16 protein-coding genes are annotated in these 16,943 nt (G+C 51.1%); 5 read left to right on the plus strand and 11 right to left on the minus strand.

What is annotated here, in order from left to right; genetic code table 11:
* Positions 1 to 54: 54 nt before the first annotated feature.
* Positions 55 to 1,218, minus strand: coding sequence for a DcaP family trimeric outer membrane transporter (locus QWY20_RS08915; protein ID WP_330128671.1), 1,164 nt, complete (start codon positions 1,216 to 1,218; stop codon positions 55 to 57).
* A gap of 256 nt (positions 1,219 to 1,474) precedes the next feature.
* Between QWY20_RS08915 and acs the strand changes: the two genes are divergently transcribed.
* From acs to QWY20_RS08930, 3 genes are all read left to right on the plus strand, one after another.
* Positions 1,475 to 3,427 (plus strand): acetate--CoA ligase, encoded by a 1,953-nt coding sequence (gene acs / locus QWY20_RS08920; RefSeq protein ID WP_330128672.1) that lies wholly within the window; start codon positions 1,475 to 1,477, stop codon positions 3,425 to 3,427.
* Between the two features lie 104 nt (positions 3,428 to 3,531).
* Entirely contained in the window at positions 3,532 to 4,212 is a 681-nt protein-coding gene (locus QWY20_RS08925) for a response regulator transcription factor (protein WP_330128673.1), read from the plus strand.
* Positions 4,199 to 4,450 (plus strand): DUF1289 domain-containing protein, encoded by a 252-nt coding sequence (locus QWY20_RS08930; RefSeq protein ID WP_330128674.1) that lies wholly within the window; start codon positions 4,199 to 4,201, stop codon positions 4,448 to 4,450. Before QWY20_RS08925 ends, QWY20_RS08930 begins: the two co-directional genes overlap by 14 nt.
* A 64-nt stretch (positions 4,451 to 4,514) precedes the next feature.
* On the opposite strand, the gene fabF is transcribed toward QWY20_RS08930, so the two are convergent.
* The 8 genes from fabF to yceD form a co-directional block, all read right to left on the minus strand.
* Positions 4,515 to 5,753 (minus strand): beta-ketoacyl-ACP synthase II, encoded by a 1,239-nt coding sequence (gene fabF, locus QWY20_RS08935; RefSeq protein WP_330128675.1) that lies wholly within the window; start codon positions 5,751 to 5,753, stop codon positions 4,515 to 4,517.
* Between the two features lie 167 nt (positions 5,754 to 5,920).
* Complete coding sequence (gene acpP / locus QWY20_RS08940) at positions 5,921 to 6,157, minus strand: acyl carrier protein (RefSeq protein ID WP_228590370.1); 237 nt, start codon at positions 6,155 to 6,157, stop codon at positions 5,921 to 5,923.
* A gap of 127 nt (positions 6,158 to 6,284) precedes the next feature.
* Positions 6,285 to 7,031: a 3-oxoacyl-ACP reductase FabG gene (gene fabG, locus QWY20_RS08945; RefSeq protein WP_330128676.1), complete on the minus strand. Its 747-nt coding sequence runs from the start codon at positions 7,029 to 7,031 to the stop codon at positions 6,285 to 6,287.
* Positions 7,032 to 7,049: 18 nt separating this feature from the next.
* Complete coding sequence (fabD, locus tag QWY20_RS08950) at positions 7,050 to 7,985, minus strand: ACP S-malonyltransferase (protein WP_330128677.1); 936 nt, start codon at positions 7,983 to 7,985, stop codon at positions 7,050 to 7,052.
* Between the two features lie 41 nt (positions 7,986 to 8,026).
* Positions 8,027 to 8,986 carry a beta-ketoacyl-ACP synthase III gene (locus QWY20_RS08955; RefSeq protein ID WP_330128678.1) on the minus strand — a complete coding sequence of 320 codons (960 nt, stop codon included), beginning with the start codon at positions 8,984 to 8,986 and terminating at the stop codon, positions 8,027 to 8,029.
* Positions 8,987 to 8,992: 6 nt separating this feature from the next.
* Entirely contained in the window at positions 8,993 to 10,033 is a 1,041-nt protein-coding gene (gene plsX / locus QWY20_RS08960) for a phosphate acyltransferase PlsX (protein ID WP_330128679.1), read from the minus strand.
* Between the two features lie 6 nt (positions 10,034 to 10,039).
* Positions 10,040 to 10,204, minus strand: a complete 165-nt coding sequence (gene rpmF, locus QWY20_RS08965; protein ID WP_091340992.1) for a 50S ribosomal protein L32 — start codon at positions 10,202 to 10,204, stop codon at positions 10,040 to 10,042.
* Positions 10,205 to 10,221: 17 nt separating this feature from the next.
* Entirely contained in the window at positions 10,222 to 10,746 is a 525-nt protein-coding gene (gene yceD, locus QWY20_RS08970) for a 23S rRNA accumulation protein YceD (protein WP_330128680.1), read from the minus strand.
* A gap of 132 nt (positions 10,747 to 10,878) precedes the next feature.
* Between yceD and QWY20_RS08975 the strand changes: the two genes are divergently transcribed.
* Complete coding sequence (locus QWY20_RS08975; protein ID WP_330128681.1) at positions 10,879 to 11,475, plus strand: Maf family protein; 597 nt, start codon at positions 10,879 to 10,881, stop codon at positions 11,473 to 11,475.
* Between the two features lie 5 nt (positions 11,476 to 11,480).
* Here QWY20_RS08975 and QWY20_RS08980 read toward each other — a convergent pair whose 3' ends face one another.
* Positions 11,481 to 12,152, minus strand: coding sequence for an HAD-IA family hydrolase (locus QWY20_RS08980; RefSeq protein ID WP_407935417.1), 672 nt, complete (start codon positions 12,150 to 12,152; stop codon positions 11,481 to 11,483).
* Between the two features lie 13 nt (positions 12,153 to 12,165).
* Positions 12,166 to 13,119 (minus strand): 23S rRNA pseudouridine(955/2504/2580) synthase RluC, encoded by a 954-nt coding sequence (gene rluC / locus QWY20_RS08985; RefSeq protein ID WP_330128683.1) that lies wholly within the window; start codon positions 13,117 to 13,119, stop codon positions 12,166 to 12,168.
* A 485-nt stretch (positions 13,120 to 13,604) separates the two neighbouring features.
* Here rluC and rne point away from each other — a divergent pair, with 485 nt between their 5' ends.
* Positions 13,605 to 16,826, plus strand: coding sequence for a ribonuclease E (gene rne / locus QWY20_RS08990; RefSeq protein WP_330128684.1), 3,222 nt, complete (start codon positions 13,605 to 13,607; stop codon positions 16,824 to 16,826).
* Positions 16,827 to 16,943 lie beyond the last annotated feature (117 nt).

A 16,943-nucleotide genomic window follows, 5' to 3' on the forward strand; every position in this document is an offset into this window, starting at 1 on the left:
CATCAGCCGCTATTATTGCAAAAAATAAGCTCGGTTAGAAATCTTTACCTGGCTTTAAAAGTCATATTTGGCCATAAACTGCAGCCGGTTTAAATCACCATCGGTACCGGACTCCAATTTACGGGTGGCATGACGAAACTCCAGACCAAACTGCAAATGACGGGAAGCCTGATAAATCATATTGGCCGCCAAACTCTCGGTACTTTTGGTGGCACCGACACCGGTTAATGCGGTGTCATTATCAACCCGCAAGGTGGCGTAAATCAGATTGGTACGCCAGTTGGCATCCCAGACATGACGATAGGCCGCGGTAAAGCCGGTTGATTTAATCGCGTGCAACTCGCCATTGGCATCCAGCACAGCGCCATTGGCAGTGTTCAAACCGATATAGCGACCCAAACCTTTGCCGGTATTGAAGGTAAAGCGAATATCATTGGTCTCGGACACCATCACTTTACCGGTTACCGACAAACCGTACCCCATCACGCTGTCATCAATTTGCAAAGCTCTGTCTTCATAAGCCAGTTGGCGCACTAAGCCGGACACCGACAGGCTGCCCCAATCGGCTCTGTGGTTGTAACGCGCGACCAGATCCGGCATGGTGTTATCGTCACTCACCACCCGGCCACCGGTTGGTCCCGGTGTAATGGTGCTTTCCGGGTTTTCAATGGCAAACTGGAAGTTGCCATGGGTGTAGCGAATTTGCGGTTGGCGTACGAAAATCTGGCCATCGGTATTGCCAACAAAGTCCACACTTTCTGGTAGCGAAGTCAGGTCCATAAAGGTGGACCAGGTTTGTCCAAACAGCCACTTATCGTAGGTAAAAAACGCGTGGCGAATGCCTGGGGAATAGCCATTGGAAATGCGCTGATCACCTCCAGGGGTTGACATCATATCAAACTCAAGGCGCGCGCCCAGCGTTTTACCATTGTCCAGTTGCGTGCTGGTAGTAAAAAAGAAGCGTGACTGGCGGGCATGCATATCAAATTTGGTGCTTTCACCGTCACCGCCCACCGGAGTTAACGAAGGCACGTAAAAGTCGCGACCTATGCCGGTAGCCAAATTACCATCCGGTGTATCGTTTAGCATCACGTCCAGCTTAATAAAGCCGCCAAAACTGATGTCGGTATTGCCTACGGTAAAGGATGCCTGGGCCTGACTTAAGCCAAGCGTCATACTGGCTGCCAGTAAGGTACTAGCAAATGGTAGTTGTTTCATGCAGTGCTCCCTGGTTTTCTTGTTGTATGGTCTCTGGTTATTTTCTGAGCTACTCTCACCGACAAGGTTGGTTCAGGGACACCGTTTACGCAATTAGCCTTTAGTCGCATCAACTGCTACAGTCAATCCAACTGATTTCAGCTGCATTTTAACCGAGCGCGAGCACAGAGCTAGACAATGGTCTAATTTCTTTCCGCTCTGTAATTGGTTAGAACATAACTACTTTATTTGCATTGAAACCTATGGGGACACAGTGATGACACAGCCAGGCCTTTACCCGGTTCCAGCTGCCGCCGAAGCGCGCTGTTTGATTGATAACGAAGCCTACCAACGCATGTATCAGCAGTCGGTGCAGGATCCTCAGTCCTTTTGGGCAGAGCATGGTAAGCGAATTGACTGGTTTACTCCCTACACCAAGGTGAAAAACACCAGTTATCAGCCAGGCAATATCAACATCAAGTGGTTTGAAGATGGTGTGCTGAATGCCAGCTACAACTGCCTGGATCGCCACCTGCCACACAAAGCCAATGACATCGCTTACTACTGGGAAGGCGATGAACCCGGCGTGCAGAAGAATGTAACTTATCAGGAGCTGTATGAGCAGGTGTGTCAGCTTGCGAACGGCATGAAATCGCTGGGGGTGGGTAAAGGGGATCGGGTCACCATCTATATGCCAATGATCCCGGAAGCCGTTATCTCTATTTTAGCCTGTGCGCGCATTGGTGCTGTCCATTCGGTGGTGTTTGCCGGCTTTTCGCCAGATGCTTTAGGTAGCCGGGTCCAGGATTGCGACTCCAAGCTGATCATCACTGCCGATCAGGCTCCACGCGGTAGTCGTTTGACTGCACTAAAAGACAACACGGATTTGGCTCTGGGCCATTTGGGAAAAAATAGCCCGGTCCAACATGTCATCGTGGTGAAGCATGTGGGGGAGAATGTGGATGAACACCCAGGCCGCGATGTCTGGTACCACGAGCTCCTGGCCAAACAACCGAAAACCTGCGAACCGGAGCCGATGAGTGCTGAAGATCCGCTCTTCATTTTGTATACCTCTGGCTCAACCGGCAAGCCCAAAGGGGTGCTTCACACCACCGGTGGTTACATGGTCTGGGCCTCGATGACTCATCAGTATGTGTTCGACTATCACCCGGGCGATATTTACTGGTGTGCCGCCGATGTCGGCTGGGTCACCGGCCATACCTACATCGTGTATGGACCCCTAGCCAATGGCGCCTGCAGTGTCTTGTTTGAAGGGGTGCCCACCTATCCTTCCGTCAAACGGATGGCACAGATTGTTGATAAGTATCAGGTCAATATTTTGTACACGGCACCTACTGCCATCCGGGCACTGATGGCGCATGGCGATACACCGGTGGAAGGAAGCTCACTGAGCTCGTTACGGACTCTGGGCAGTGTAGGTGAACCTATTAACCCTGAGGCCTGGAGCTGGTACCACGAGAAATTTGGTCATGGCAATTGCCCGATTGTCGATACCTGGTGGCAAACCGAGACCGGTGGCATTCTGATTACACCGCTGCCTGGCGCTACCGATTTAAAGCCAGGCTCGGCCACCCGCCCATTCTTTGGTGTTAAACCAGCCATTGTCGATAACGAAGGAACATTGCAGGAAGGCGCCGCTGAGGGCAACCTGGTGATCCTGGATAGCTGGCCAGGCCAGATGCGCACTGTTTTTGGCGATCACGAGCGCTTTGAGCAAACCTATTTTAGTACCTACAAAGGCACCTACTTCACCGGCGATGGCGCCCGCCGCGATGAAGATGGCTACTACTGGCTGACCGGCCGGGTCGATGATGTGCTGAATATCTCCGGCCACCGTCTGGGCACCGCGGAGATTGAAAGCTGCCTGGTAGCACACGATGCGATCGCAGAGGCTGCTGTGGTGGGCTATCCGCACGATATCAAAGGTCAGGGTATTTATGTCTACGTCACTCCACGGGTTGGTGTTGAGCCTTCGGATGAACTAACCAAAGCAGTTCGGGCCTGGGTTCGTCAGGAGATCTCGCCCATCGCATCCCCTGATATTATTCAGTGGGCACCACAAGGCTTACCGAAAACCCGCTCAGGTAAAATTATGCGACGCATTCTGCGTAAAATTGCCGCCAATGAGCACGATCAACTGGGCGATATTTCTACCCTGGCCGATCCATCAGTGGTTGATCAATTGATTGAAAAGAGGTTAAATCGTTAGCAGGTACAGCTTGCTGTCCACTGGATAACTGAACTAAGGCCGCATACTGCGGCCTTTCGTTCTATACTACGCCATAGTGCACATAATAAGAATGACGAGGAAATATGGCCAAATTGATCGTAGCTGACGACCACCCACTGTTTCGCAATGCGCTGATCAATGCCATCAGCAACACCTTCAGTACCAAAGCCACCATCGAAACCGACTCATTTGAATCAACCTGTCAGGCATTGGAGCAACACCCGGATACCGATTTACTGCTATTGGATTTACACATGCCTGGCAATTGCGGTTTTTTAGGGTTAATTCAGTTACGCAAGAACTATCCCAGCCTACCTATTGTGGTGATTTCAGCCAGTGAAGAACTGGATGTGGTCAAGCGGGTGATCTCGTTTGGAGCCTCGGCTTATATTCCCAAATCGGCCAACCCGGCACAAATCAGTGAAGCATTAAAAGAAGTGCTGGCTGGCGAGCTTTGGGTACCGGCTTCGATGCAAAAAGCGTTGCAAGAGCAAGCCAGCCAGGACGAAGATCTGGATTTAGCAGCCCGGGTGGCACAGCTAACCAATCAACAGTACAAGGTGCTCTATTATCTGACCGAAGGCTGGCTCAACAAACAAATTGCGTACGATCTGAATATTTCTGAGGCTACAGTCAAAGCCCACATTACCGCTATTTTTCGTAAACTGGGGTGCACCAACCGCACCCAGGTGGTGATTCAGGCGCAACGTTTAACGCTGGAACCACCGGTAAATAAAGCATTGTCTGGCCATGAGCAGGATTGACTCCCCTTGCATTGCCTGCTGCAAGCTTGATCAGCACAAAGTTTGTATTGGTTGCTACCGGCATATCGCCGAAATTGCCAACTGGAACAAAAAATCCGATGAGGAGCTTGTGGCCATTATGCAGCAGGTAGCCATGCGCAAACAACAGTATGCCGGTTTAAACCACCACAGCATTGCAACCAGCCCTATCACCCAGGCAGAATGGCATGCGGCGAAAATCAAAGCCCGATTAAGCTGAAAGCTCTAACAGGCAGAGACAACAAAGCCCGCATGAAGCGGGCTTTGTCTTAGCAAGGTGGCCGTTATACTTTCTTAAACAAAATAGAACCGTTGGTCCCACCAAAGCCGAAAGAATTACACAAAGCGTAGTCCAATTTGGCATCACGGGCCGTATGCGGTACATAATCCAGATCACAACCTTCATCCGGATTATCCAGGTTGATGGTCGGTGTCACCAGTTGATCGCGCAAAGATAAAATGGTGATGATCGACTCAACCGCACCAGCCGCGCCCAGCAAATGGCCAATCATCGACTTGGATGAACTTACCATAATGCTGTCTTTGTTGGCAGCAAATACCGACTTAATCGCACAGGTTTCTGCCAGGTCGCCCGCATTGGTCGAGGTACCATGGGCATTAATGTAGCCGACCTGCTCCGGGTTCACACCAGCATCATTCAGCGCATTTTGCATCGCCATAGCACCACCACGGCCATTTTCTGGCGGTGATGTCATATGAAAAGCATCACCGCTCATACCAAAACCAGCCAGCTCGGCATAAATTTTGGCACCGCGGGCTTTGGCATGCTCGTATTCTTCCAGTACCACCACACCAGCACCATCACCCAACACAAAGCCATCACGGTCTTTGTCCCAGGGACGACTGGCTTGCTCCGGTGCATCATTGCGGGTAGACAGAGCCCGGGCTGCACCAAAGCCCCCCATGCCAAGTGGGGTTGAGCCTTTTTCAGCACCGCCAGCCAGCATTACATCGGCATCGCCATAGGCAATCATCCGGGCGGCTTGACCTATGTTGTGCACACCTGTGGTACAGGCAGTGACAATGCTAATGTTTGGCCCTTGCAAACCAAGCATGATAGATAGCTGCCCGGAGATCATATTGATGATGGTTGAAGGGACGAAAAACGGTGACAACCGGCGCGGGCCGCTGTTGAGTAACTTGGTGTGATTTTCTTCAATCAGACCCAAGCCGCCGATGCCAGAACCGATGGCAGCGCCAATACGACCTGCATTTTGTTCAGTAACCTCAATGCCAGCATCACGGAACGCCTGAATACCAGCCGCAACACCGTACTGAATAAACAAATCCATCTTCTTGGCTTCTTTCGCCGGAAAGTATGGTTCGACATCAAAGTCTTTGACCATCGCAGCAAATTTAGTGCTGTAGGCTTCGGTATCAAAGTGCTGGATCAAACCAGCACCACTTTTACCTTGTTGCAGGGCTTGCCAGCTGGTGGTTACATCATTACCAACCGGGGTGAGTAAACCCAGCCCCGTCACTACGACTCGACGTTTAGACACTGCATCCTCCAATGGAGCTGATGAAAATAAATTCTACTGCAGCATCGGTCTGGGATGCTGCAGTAGAATTTATTTTGGACCGACACTGTGCCTGAGGCAAGATTGGCCAGATAAAAAGGCCCAACAAAAAACGGGTAGCCAGGCTACCCGTTTTGAGCCAAAGCGGCTTATTCTGCGTTGGCTTTGACGTAGTCAATAGCAGATTGTACCGTGGTGATTTTCTCTGCTTCTTCATCAGGAATTTCAGTATCGAACTCTTCTTCCAAAGCCATCACCAGCTCTACTGTATCCAGAGAGTCTGCACCAAGGTCGTCAACAAAGGAAGCTTCAGGCTTGACTTCTTCCTCTTTAACACCCAGTTGTTCAACAATAATTTTCTTAACGCGTTCTTCGATGTTGCTCATCTTTTCTTCCTTTTTTCATTTAAATCGCAACAGTTCGTGCAATTTTATGTGGCGCTAGTTTATGCGTAAGCCTGCGTTGTTGCAAGTCGTCCTACCGGCATTTTTTTGCTGGTCTGACATGCAAGCCTTACACCATGTACATACCGCCGTTGACATGAATCGTTTCGCCTGTAATGTAGGCTGCTGGTTCTGATGCCAAAAAAGCAACAGTTGCAGCAATTTCAGCCGGTTGCCCTAAACGATTAGCAGGCACCTGGCCAAAAATAGCTTCTTTTTGGTCATCCGATAACTCTTTGGTCATGTCCGTATCAATAAAGCCCGGAGCCACTGCATTCACCGTCACACCGCGCGAAGCAACTTCGCGAGCCAGTGACTTGGTGAAACCCAATACACCAGCCTTGGCAGCTGCATAATTGGTTTGGCCCGCGTTGCCCATACTCCCTACCACCGAACCTATGGTGATAATACGACCATAACGCTTTTTCATCATGCTACGCAATACCGCCTTGCTCAGACGAAACACCGACGTAAGATTGGTTTGCATGATATCAAACCATTCATCATCTTTCATGCGCATCAGCAGATTATCGCGGGTAATACCGGCATTATTGACCAGAATATCGATATCACCAAAATTATTTTTAATGCTGGCAAGGCAAGCCTCAATCGAGTCAGTATCGGTCACATTGAGTACCAGGCCAGTATTGGGTTGACCAAGGTACTCAGCAATGGCTGCCGCCCCTTTTTCACTGGTAGCTGTGCCCACCACGGTGGCACCCTGCGCTTTTAATTGCTCAGCAATCGCCCGGCCAATGCCGCGGCTGGCGCCAGTCACTAGTGCAACCTTGCCTTCTAAAGAAAATAAAGCTGTCATAAATAAACCTTTGTTGTGTTATTCGCCAGTCAGTGCCTGTGCAAGAGAAGCACTATCATTCACCGAAGTCGTTGTCAGCGATTTATCAATACGTTTCACTAGTCCTGCCAAAACTTTACCAGGGCCGAGCTCAACCACATCAGTTACCCCCTGTTGCACCAGCCACTCAATGGTCTCAGTCCAGCGCACCGGGCTATACAGCTGGCGCACCAACGCATCCTGAATTGCCGCAGCTTCACCACAAACGGCAACATCAACATTATTGACGACCGCCAGCTCTGCTGGCTGAAAGTTCATCGCCGCCATATCACGGGCCAAAGTGGCCGCGGCTGGTTTCATCAAAGCACAATGCGAAGGCACACTGACAGACAGTGGTAGTGCACGCTTTGCACCTGCCGCCTTACAGGCTTCCCCGGCACGCTCAACGGCGGCTTTGTGACCTGCAATCACCACCTGGCCCGGCGAGTTGTAATTGACCGGGGCAACCACTTCGTCATTGGCAACCTGGGCGCAGCACTCAGCCACACTCTGATCATCCAGGCCGATAATGGCATACATGGCACCGGTACCGGCTGGGACCGCTTGTTGCATGTAGCGGCCACGATTAGCAACCAGCACCACTGCATCAGCCAGTGACAATACACCGGAACAGACCAGAGCGGAGTATTCACCCAGTGAGTGACCAGCCAGATAAGCAGGCACGGTTCCACCTTGCTGCAGCCATAAACGCCAGCATGCCACTGAACTGGTTAATAGCGCAGGCTGGGTTTTATCGGTTTCATTCAGCTGTGCTTCCGGCCCCTCTGCCACCAACTGCCATAAATCATAGCCTAAGGCAGCCGACGCCTCAGCAAAGGTATCACGCACTACGTCATGGGCAGCATAGAGTTCACTGAGCATACCGAGACTTTGTGAGCCTTGCCCCGGAAAAACAATTGCTAATTTTTTTGTCATGGTATGAGTCCTGTCTAAAAACAGTGGTTGGTCGGCAGCTGTTAATACTTCACTAAAGCAGATGCCCAGGCAAAACCACCACCAAAAGCTTCCAATAATAAGGTTTGGCCACGCTTAATCCGACCATCCCGTATGGCCTCATCCAGGGCCGTTGGGACCGTTGCTGCCGATGTATTGCCATAGCGATCCAAATTGATCACCACTTGCTCCATCGGCAGATTGAGTTTGCGCGCAACAGCGGAAATAATACGTAAGTTGGCCTGATGGGGTACTAGCCAGTCAATTTCAGATTTGTCCATCTGGTTGGCTGCCAGCGTCTGCTCCACCACTTCCGATAGCTTAGTGACGGCGACTTTAAAGACATCGTTCCCCTTCATCGAGCCCCAGGAGTTGTGAACGGACTCTACATCGCCACGGATCGGGTTATCCACATACAGCAACTCAGAATACTTGCCATCGGCATGAATATGAGTAGATAAAATACCTGGTTGCTCAGACGCTTCTAAAATAACAGCACCGGCAGCATCACCAAACAGGATTACCATGCTGCGATCTTCCGGGCTAATCAACTGCGACAAACAATCAGAGCCAATCACCAGAATGCGTTTCGCCATGCCACTTTTGATGTATTGATCTGCCACACTGAGTGCATAACAAAAACCTGCGCAGGCCGCGGCCACATCAAAGGCAGGGATGGCTGGAATATCCAGCTCCCGCTGCACTTCACAGGCAGAGCTTGGTAAGGAGCGCGCACCACTGGTGGTGGCGACAATGATCATATCCAGAGTATTCTTGTCAATATCTGCGGCTTCGATGGCCTGACGGGCAGCAGCTGCTCCCATGGTGGCGACGCTTTCATCTTTGCCAATGATACGACGCTCACGAATGCCGGTACGTTCGATGATCCACTCATCGGTGGTTTCGACCATGGTTTCCAGATCGGTGTTGGTTCTTACTTGAGACGGGAAATAACTTCCGGTTCCGATAATGCGAGAATACATGGCAACCTACGCTTTTCCAATTAATACCTGTTCCAGCCGATCTTTAATTTTGGCCGGTACCTGACGTTCAACCTCTCGAACTGCTTGCCGGATAGCGCTTAGGAAAGCCTCTTTGGAAGCATTTCCATGACTTTTCACGACAATTCCGCGCAATCCTATCAGACTTGCGCCATTATACTGGTCGGGGTTCACCCCTTTGACGATGCTTTTCAGCCAAGGTTGCGCTACTTTGCCGATGATTCGTCCAATCAGACTGCTTAACAAGGTGGTGCGGATTTGATTGATGATGAGTTTAGCCACGCCCTCACAGGTTTTCAGCGCCACATTGCCGACAAAACCATCGCAAATGATGACATCGGCTTTGCCGGAAAAAATATCGTTGCCCTCAATGAAACCGATGTAATTCAGTTCTTCGCATTCACTAAGCAACACCGCGGCTTGTTTGATTTGATCAGTGCCTTTGATCTCTTCTTCACCCATATTGAGCAGTGCAAGCCGTGGAGCCTGCAATCCCTCGACCTCTTCGGCCATCACTGAGCCCATCACCGCAAACTGAAATAAGGTATCGGCATCGCAATTGACGGTAGCCCCCAAATCGAGCATATAGACCGGCTGCGCGGCGGTGGAAGGCAGTGTGCTAATCAGCGCTGGCCGCTCAACACCAGACAGCATTTTTAACACAAAATGCGCCATCGCGATTAAAGCGCCGGTATTGCCAGCACTGACACAGGCTGATGCCTGGCCCTGCTCTACCAGCTCCAACGCAACCCGCATCGATGAGTCGCGTTTATTGCGAAGCGCTGAGCTGGGTTTTTCGCACATACTCACTTGTTGCGAGCAGGCTTGAATGCGTAAACGGGGGTGGTTACCACAACCGGCCTGACTAAGCCCGCGTTGCAATAAGGTGGCATCGCCGCAAAGGGTAAGTAACAGATGTGGGATTTCCTGCACGGCCTGAATAGCGGCAGGTAAAGTAATAAGGGGGCCGTGATCGCCCCCCATCATATCTAACGCGATATGTATTTGTGTTGGTTGCACCAGGTGCATCCGAACTTACTTGACTTTACGGCCTTTGAAGAAGCCGCTATCAGTCATATGGTGACGACGGTGCGTTTCACCAGTGGTAGCGTCGACAGACAGCGTAGGGCCTGTCAGAGCGTCGTGTGAGCGACGCATATCACGCCGTGAACGAGATTTTTTGTTTTGCTGAACAGCCATGGCTTTCTCCTAATAAATCACTTTTTCTTTAATTCTTGCAATACTGCAAATGGGTTTGGTTTTTCCGGCTCATCAATCACCACGCCAAAGCTATTAAGCTGATCCGATGCTGAGCAAAAGCTTTCGTCATGCACCGGATACATTGGCAGGGTCAGGATCAACTCATCCTCTACCATTTGCTGCAAATTCACTTCACCGTGTTCGTCCGGGACGACCACGTCATAGCGCTCAGGAATATGATCCAGCGCTGTATTATCGCTGCGAACCGGCGTAAACGCAAACTGACAATGCAATGACAGATTCATCGGTTGTTGACAACGCTCGCAGCTCAGCTGCACGTCGCAATGCGCCTCACCTGATAGCACCACCAGTTTTTGTTCGTCGATATCGCAATCAATTCGTACAGTTACCTCACCACTGGTATCCAGCAGTTGCTCTGATAGCCGGCTTAAGTTTTTGAGCGGCACAATACCGTCATACGACGATCGTTTCTGAGCCGCCCGCACCGGGTCTAAGGTAACAGGAATTTTTACTTTTTGCATAAGGCGCGCATCATATAGATCCACCGCAAAGCTGTCAAAGGATTCTGCATGGTTTTCGGCTATTTTATCGCATTTGTAAGGCCAGATCCGTATAGTGACCGCTCATAATGTTGTTTTATTGAAGGTAGATGTATGAGCGTCCCTATTCAAGCTGAGCTGTGGCTGGCCTCCACCTCGCGTTACCGCCAGCAATTACTGCAAAAAACCGGTTTACCATTTCAGGTCGCCGCCCCGGCTATTGATGAAACCCCGATAGCAGGTGAAGCACCAGCAAAACTGGTACAGCGGCTGGCCCTGGCCAAAGCAACTAAGGTGGCAAGTACAGTGAAGCATGGGCTGGTGATAGGCTCAGATCAGGTCGCAGTTTTTAATGGCGACATTCTTGGCAAGCCGCATACCGCGGAACGCGCCATGGCGCAGTTGCAGGCATTCAGCGGTAACGTCGTTACTTTTTTAACCGGGCTGGCGTTGGTTGATGCCGCCACAGGGCAAAGCCAGCTGTGCTGCGAGCCCTTTCATGTGCACTTTCGCCACTTAAGCCATGCTGAAATTGCCAATTATGTGGCTATAGAGCAGCCGCTTGATTGCGCCGGTAGCTTTAAAAGTGAAGGTCTTGGTATTAGCTTGTTTGACAAACTCGAAGGCAACGACCCCAATAGCTTGGTTGGCTTACCACTGATCCGTTTGTTGGCGATGTTGCGCCAGCATGGCATCAACCCGCTGGCTTAACTGGTTTAAACTGGCAGCGCCTCTGCGGGTTGAGTGAATAACCGCTGCAGCTGTGGTAAATCATCGACGATGGCCAGCGGTTGAAACTGTGACAGAACGTCAACGCCATGCACACCATGCGTCACACCAATGCGCGGTATACCGGCCTGCTGCGCCATCAACATATCGTGGCTGGTATCCCCCACCATCAGCGCTTGCTCCGGTTGCAAACGGGTTTCCGCCAAAATTTGCAGCAGCATATCGGGATCAGGCTTGGACTTAGCATCATCGGCGCAGCGGGTGGTATCAAAGTAGTGCGCCAGGCCGGTTTCGGCAAAAATACGGTCCAGACCTTTGCGCGCCTTGCCGGTTGCTACCGCCAGGCGTTTTTGCTGTTGACGCAATTGCAAAAACAGCGCTTCGGCACCGGTAAACATCGGTGTTGGGGTCGGGTCGCGTTCCACGTATTGTTCGCGATAATGCTCAAACAAGCGCTGGTGCTGGGCTGCGGTCATGGCAGGGAACAAGGTGCTAAAGGCCAGATCCAAACTCAAACCAATAATTTGTTTCACGCTATGATCAGATGGTACCGGCAATTCAGTCAACTGCGCGGCGCTTTGCATGGCAGAGACAATACGGCCGACCGAGTCCATCACAGTGCCATCCCAGTCAAAAATAACCAATTCGATACGTTCTATCTCAAACGACATACTAAACCCTCTGCAACTGCTGAAGCAGCATGGCAAGATCATCATCCAACGGTGCTTCGATACTTAAGGTGGTTTCTGTGATCGGGTGTAGCACCCGTAAGCTAAAAGCATGCAAAAATAATCGCGACAGCCCCAGCGCTTTCATCTGCTGAGTAAAATCGCTATCGCCATATTTATCATCACAGGCGATCGGGTGGCCCTTACAAGCCGTGTGCACCCGGATTTGGTGAGTACGACCGGTCACCGGAAAGGCTTCGATTAACGTGCCTTGTTGATAGCGCTGCAAAATCCGGAAGCGGGTTTCAGACTCTTTGCCTTCCACTGCATCGACCCGCACAACCCGCTCACCGGATTGCAGGGTGTTTTTGCGCAGTGGCTCTGTCACTTTCCTTAACTTGGCTGGCCAATCGCCAGCGACCAATGCCTGGTACTTTTTTTCTACGGTTTTATCACGCAGCTGTTGATGCAGATGCCGCAGCACTGAGCGTTTTTTGGCGATCATCAGGCAGCCAGAAGTGTCCCGATCCAGCCGGTGAACCAACTCCAGATGCCGCGCATCCGGGCGCAGCGCACGCAGCGCTTCAATCACACCAAAATTCAAGCCACTGCCGCCATGCACCGCCATACCGGATGGTTTGTTGATGATCAACAGGTGCTCATCTTCAAACAGAATTTTGTGCTCCAGCTGTTTCACCACAGCCAATTGGGTAGAAACCGCATCGGGCTCTTTGCGTACAGAGATTGGTGGGATACGGAGCAAATCACCTGCTTGCAATTTGTACTCAGGTTTGACCCGCTTTTTGTTTATTCGGACCTCACCTTTACGTAACACCCGATAAATCACACTTTTAGGGACGCCTTTCAGCCTGGCGATCAGGAAGTTGTCTACCCGTTGACCAGAAAATTCTGATTCGATTTCAACAACTTGCACACCTAACTTAATGTCTTCTGTCATGAAGGCCTTGAACTCTGCTAAAATTACATTTAAGTTGCTATTACTGGTTGATTAGTGGGATAATGCCCGGGCTAATTCAGCCAGAATGATGGCAATTAGGGCGCTCTGAGCGACATAAGAGATGCTGTGCGGCACCGCTACCTGGGCGGATCATACCGAAATCGTGGTGAAAACCAACGTTTTTCCTCCCCCAGCGCAAATTAATCGCCACTTTGTCTGAGGCAATGCTGAGTAATTTATTGCCAACACCGACAAAACACAGGATCCGGTCAGCAGAGCAAACATTGAATAAAAATGCTATAACGCAGCGCAGCGAAATGCGGTGTGTGTCAGATTTGATGAATTACAGCGATAACTGTCAATTTTAACAATAGGTTTCCTCAAGCATTCCAGTCGGGAGACTGCACCATTTGATGTTTGAAAGCGTCTGAGCACCCGCTGATCGGAGTTCTTGCGTTGTGGCTTGATTACAGAGTCACTACACAATGAAAAGAATGCTAATTAATGCAACGCAGGAAGAAGAAATCCGCGTTGCGCTGGTCGATGGCCAGCGTCTGTTTGATCTGGATATCGAAAGCCCTGGTCACGAACAAAAAAAAGCCAACATCTACAAAGGCAAAATCACCCGGGTTGAACCCAGCCTTGAGGCCGCTTTTGTTGATTACGGCGCCGATCGCCATGGCTTCCTGCCACTAAAAGAAATCTCCCGCGAATACTTCCCTTCTGGTTATAAATTTGACGGCCGTCCCAACATCAAAGAAGTAGTGAAAGAAGGCCAGGAAGTTATTATCCAGATTGACAAAGAAGAGCGTGGCCAAAAAGGTGCTGCCTTAACGACGTTTGTCAGCCTGGCTGGTTCCTACCTGGTATTAATGCCAAACAACCCTCGTGCCGGTGGTATTTCCCGCCGCATTGAAGGCGATGAGCGTCAGGATTTAAAAGATGCATTAAGTCAGTTAACCATGCCCGATGGCATGGGATTGATTGTGCGTACTGCCGGGGTTGGCAAATCGTTTGAAGAACTGGATTACGACTTAAAGTCCTTGCTGAAACATTGGGCTGCTATCAGCGATGCTGCGGCCAACCGTCCGGCTCCGTTTTTGATCCACCAGGAAAGCAATGTGGTATTTCGCGCCATCCGCGATTACCTGCGCCGTGATATTGGTGAGATCCTGATCGACAGTCAGAAAATTTTCGACGAAGCACGCCTCTACATCCAGCAATTCCGGCCGGACTTTGCTCATCGGGTGAAATTATACACCGGTGATGTGCCACTTTTTATGCACTTCCAGATTGAAAACCAGATTGAATCGGCTTTCCACCGCGAAGTACGCTTGCCATCCGGCGGCTCCATCGTGATTGACAGCACCGAAGCGCTGACCGCGATTGATATCAACTCGGCCAAAGCCACCAAAGGTGGTGATATCGAAGAAACCGCTTTTAATACCAACCTGGAAGCGGCCGATGAAATTGCCCGCCAATTGCGTCTGCGTGACTTGGGCGGCCTGATTGTGATCGACTTTATCGACATGACGCCGGTGCGGCATCAGCGTGAAGTGGAAAACCGTTTAAAAGATGCGGTCAAACAAGACCGGGCCCGGGTTCAGATTGGCCGGATTTCGCGTTTCGGCTTGCTGGAAATGTCGCGGCAACGTCTGCGTCCGTCACTGGGCGAGTCGGCCGGCCACCTGTGTCCACGGTGTCATGGCCGCGGTACCATTCGTAGCACTGAATCATCCGCACTGTCGATTCTGCGACTGATTGAAGAAGAGTCCATTAAAGATAATACCAGCCAAATCCAGGCTCAGGTGCCTATTTCAGTAGCCACCTTCCTGATGAATGAAAAGCGTGATGCCGTTCGCCGCATTGAAAAGCGTCATGGTATTGATGTGTTTATTATTCCAAATGAACACATGGAAACACCACACTTTGAAGTGATCCGGGTTCGGATTGATGAAGAGCTGGATGAAAGCAGCTACAAAATGGTGAAAACACCGGATCTGAGTAAAGATCTGTATCAGCCACTGACTCAGGACAGTGTCGCCAGGGAGAAGCCTGCTCTGTCAGCGATCAGCATTCCGGATTCAGCCGCACCAGCAGCCGCAGCCGCTCCTTCACCAGAGGCCGCAGTCAGTAAAGCAGATGCAGCACCTGGCTTACTTGCACGCTTGTCAAACTGGGTGAGCCAATTGTTTGGCAGCAGCGAGAGCAAGGAAACCAAGCCAGCTGAAAAGCCTGCAACCGATCAGCGCAACGAGCAAAATCGCCGCTCCAATCAAAACAACAACCGCCGTCGCAACAACAACCGTCGTCGTGGTGGTCAGGATAGTCGTGGCGGTCAGGATAACCGTCGCGCCGCCGAGCAAGAACAAACGCAGCAAACGGCTCCGCAGCAAAAACAAGCCAGCAAACCAAGCCGGGCAGCAGAGCAACCTAGAAAGCAAGAGCCAAAAGCAGACGCAAAGCAAGAAAGCAGACCGGACAACAAAGCTGCAACCGAGCGTACTGAGGATAAACCAGCTCAGCCGCGTAAAGCTGCTGAACGTCGTCAGCGTCGTCAGCTGCAAAAGTCTGTGCGCTTAGAAAAAGCAGCCACAGAGCCACAGCAGCAAGCTGCAGCAGCCGAAGGCCAGGAAACAGCGGTTACCAAACCTGTGGTTGCCAACAATACTGCGGCTGATACGGCACTCACTGCAAATACAGCTGTGGAAACGACTTCGCAGCAGCCGGTAGCAAGCACTGAAGTAGTGGAGCAAGCTGAAGCAACTGAAGCGAATGCCAAAACTGCAAAGAAAGTACAGCCGGTTAACGAGACAGCAGAGGCTGAGCAGTCCAAACATAGCGATACAACTGACAACGTTACAGTTGCAAGCGATGCAACCGAGAGCGAAGCAGAAGACAAAGAGCAAAGCGATCAGCGCAAGCGCGCCCGCCGCTCACCACGTCATTTGCGTGCTGCCGGTCAAAAGCGCAAGAAAGAGCAAAATGGCGAAGCAGAAGAAACGCTAGCAGAGCCAGCCACCGAGCAGCTTGATTTACTGGCCAGCCCACAAGTTGATGCGGTTGATACGACTGCATCTGCTGAGCCAGCGATCACCACCGAAGATGCGGTGGTTAAAGCTGACGCGGCTAGTGACTCTGAAGTCGTGGATGCAACAACTGCGGACAAGACACCGGATGAAGCGCCGGCAAAAAAACCACGTAAACGTGCGCCGGCCCGTAAAGCCAAGGCAAAACCAGCTGATGCTGCTGAAGCTACTGAACCAAAAGCAGTGAAGGCGGATAAGTCTGAAACCGGACAAGTAGAAGCAGCACCTGCTACAGCCGCAGAAACGGCGGTGAAACCAGAAAAGGCTGAGAAGGTTGAAATAGCCGAGGTGACAAAACCGGTCACTGAATCAGCACAGGAAGCCAAGGCTGAGGTAAAAGCAACTGAAGAAGCCGCTCCTGCACCAGCAGCAGAGCAAGCTGCTCCGGTAGCCAGTACACCAGCCGCGGCAGCACTAGCCCGAGCCAATCGCTACCAACAAATGGTGGTATCGCAAATGGCCAAACCGGTAAAGGTGACTGACGAGCCAGCTGCTGAGCTGCCCACAGCGATGCCAGCTGAAGCACGCCCAGCGGTTCAAAGCTCAGAGCGTAAAGCAGGCACCGGCTCTGCCCGTCAGGCAGCTACAGCGCCGATGAGTAAAACCAAAGCCGATTAAGCTTAGCGTTTAGCTCAGAATAGAAAAGGTGTCCTGCGGGACACCTTTTTATTGTCAATCTTAAACCACCTCCTGTGGAGGTGGTTTAAGATTGACAATAAAAAACCCCAGCCGAAG

The organism is Alkalimonas cellulosilytica, from assembly GCF_036325985.1.
GTDB lineage: Bacteria > Pseudomonadota > Gammaproteobacteria > Enterobacterales > Alteromonadaceae > Alkalimonas > Alkalimonas cellulosilytica.

Bases quoted from the DNA above. Each gene is read 5' to 3' on its own strand.
- fabG (WP_330128676.1), bottom strand. From the start codon at position 7,031: ATGACAGCTTTATTTTCTTTAGAAGGCAAGGTTGCACTAGTGACTGGC.
- plsX (WP_330128679.1), bottom strand. From the start codon at position 10,033: ATGCACCTGGTGCAACCAACACAAATACATATCGCGTTAGATATGATG.
- yceD (WP_330128680.1), bottom strand. From the start codon at position 10,746: ATGCAAAAAGTAAAAATTCCTGTTACCTTAGACCCGGTGCGGGCGGCT.
- QWY20_RS08975 (WP_330128681.1), top strand. From the start codon at position 10,879: ATGAGCGTCCCTATTCAAGCTGAGCTGTGGCTGGCCTCCACCTCGCGT.
- acs (WP_330128672.1), top strand. From the start codon at position 1,475: ATGACACAGCCAGGCCTTTACCCGGTTCCAGCTGCCGCCGAAGCGCGC.
- fabD (WP_330128677.1), bottom strand. From the start codon at position 7,985: ATGACAAAAAAATTAGCAATTGTTTTTCCGGGGCAAGGCTCACAAAGT.
- QWY20_RS08925 (WP_330128673.1), top strand. From the start codon at position 3,532: ATGGCCAAATTGATCGTAGCTGACGACCACCCACTGTTTCGCAATGCG.
- rpmF (WP_091340992.1), bottom strand. From the start codon at position 10,204: ATGGCTGTTCAGCAAAACAAAAAATCTCGTTCACGGCGTGATATGCGT.
- rluC (WP_330128683.1), bottom strand. From the start codon at position 13,119: ATGACAGAAGACATTAAGTTAGGTGTGCAAGTTGTTGAAATCGAATCA.
- QWY20_RS08915 (WP_330128671.1), bottom strand. From the start codon at position 1,218: ATGAAACAACTACCATTTGCTAGTACCTTACTGGCAGCCAGTATGACG.
- QWY20_RS08930 (WP_330128674.1), top strand. From the start codon at position 4,199: ATGAGCAGGATTGACTCCCCTTGCATTGCCTGCTGCAAGCTTGATCAG.
- QWY20_RS08955 (WP_330128678.1), bottom strand. From the start codon at position 8,986: ATGTATTCTCGCATTATCGGAACCGGAAGTTATTTCCCGTCTCAAGTA.
- acpP (WP_228590370.1), bottom strand. From the start codon at position 6,157: ATGAGCAACATCGAAGAACGCGTTAAGAAAATTATTGTTGAACAACTG.
- rne (WP_330128684.1), top strand. From the start codon at position 13,605: ATGAAAAGAATGCTAATTAATGCAACGCAGGAAGAAGAAATCCGCGTT.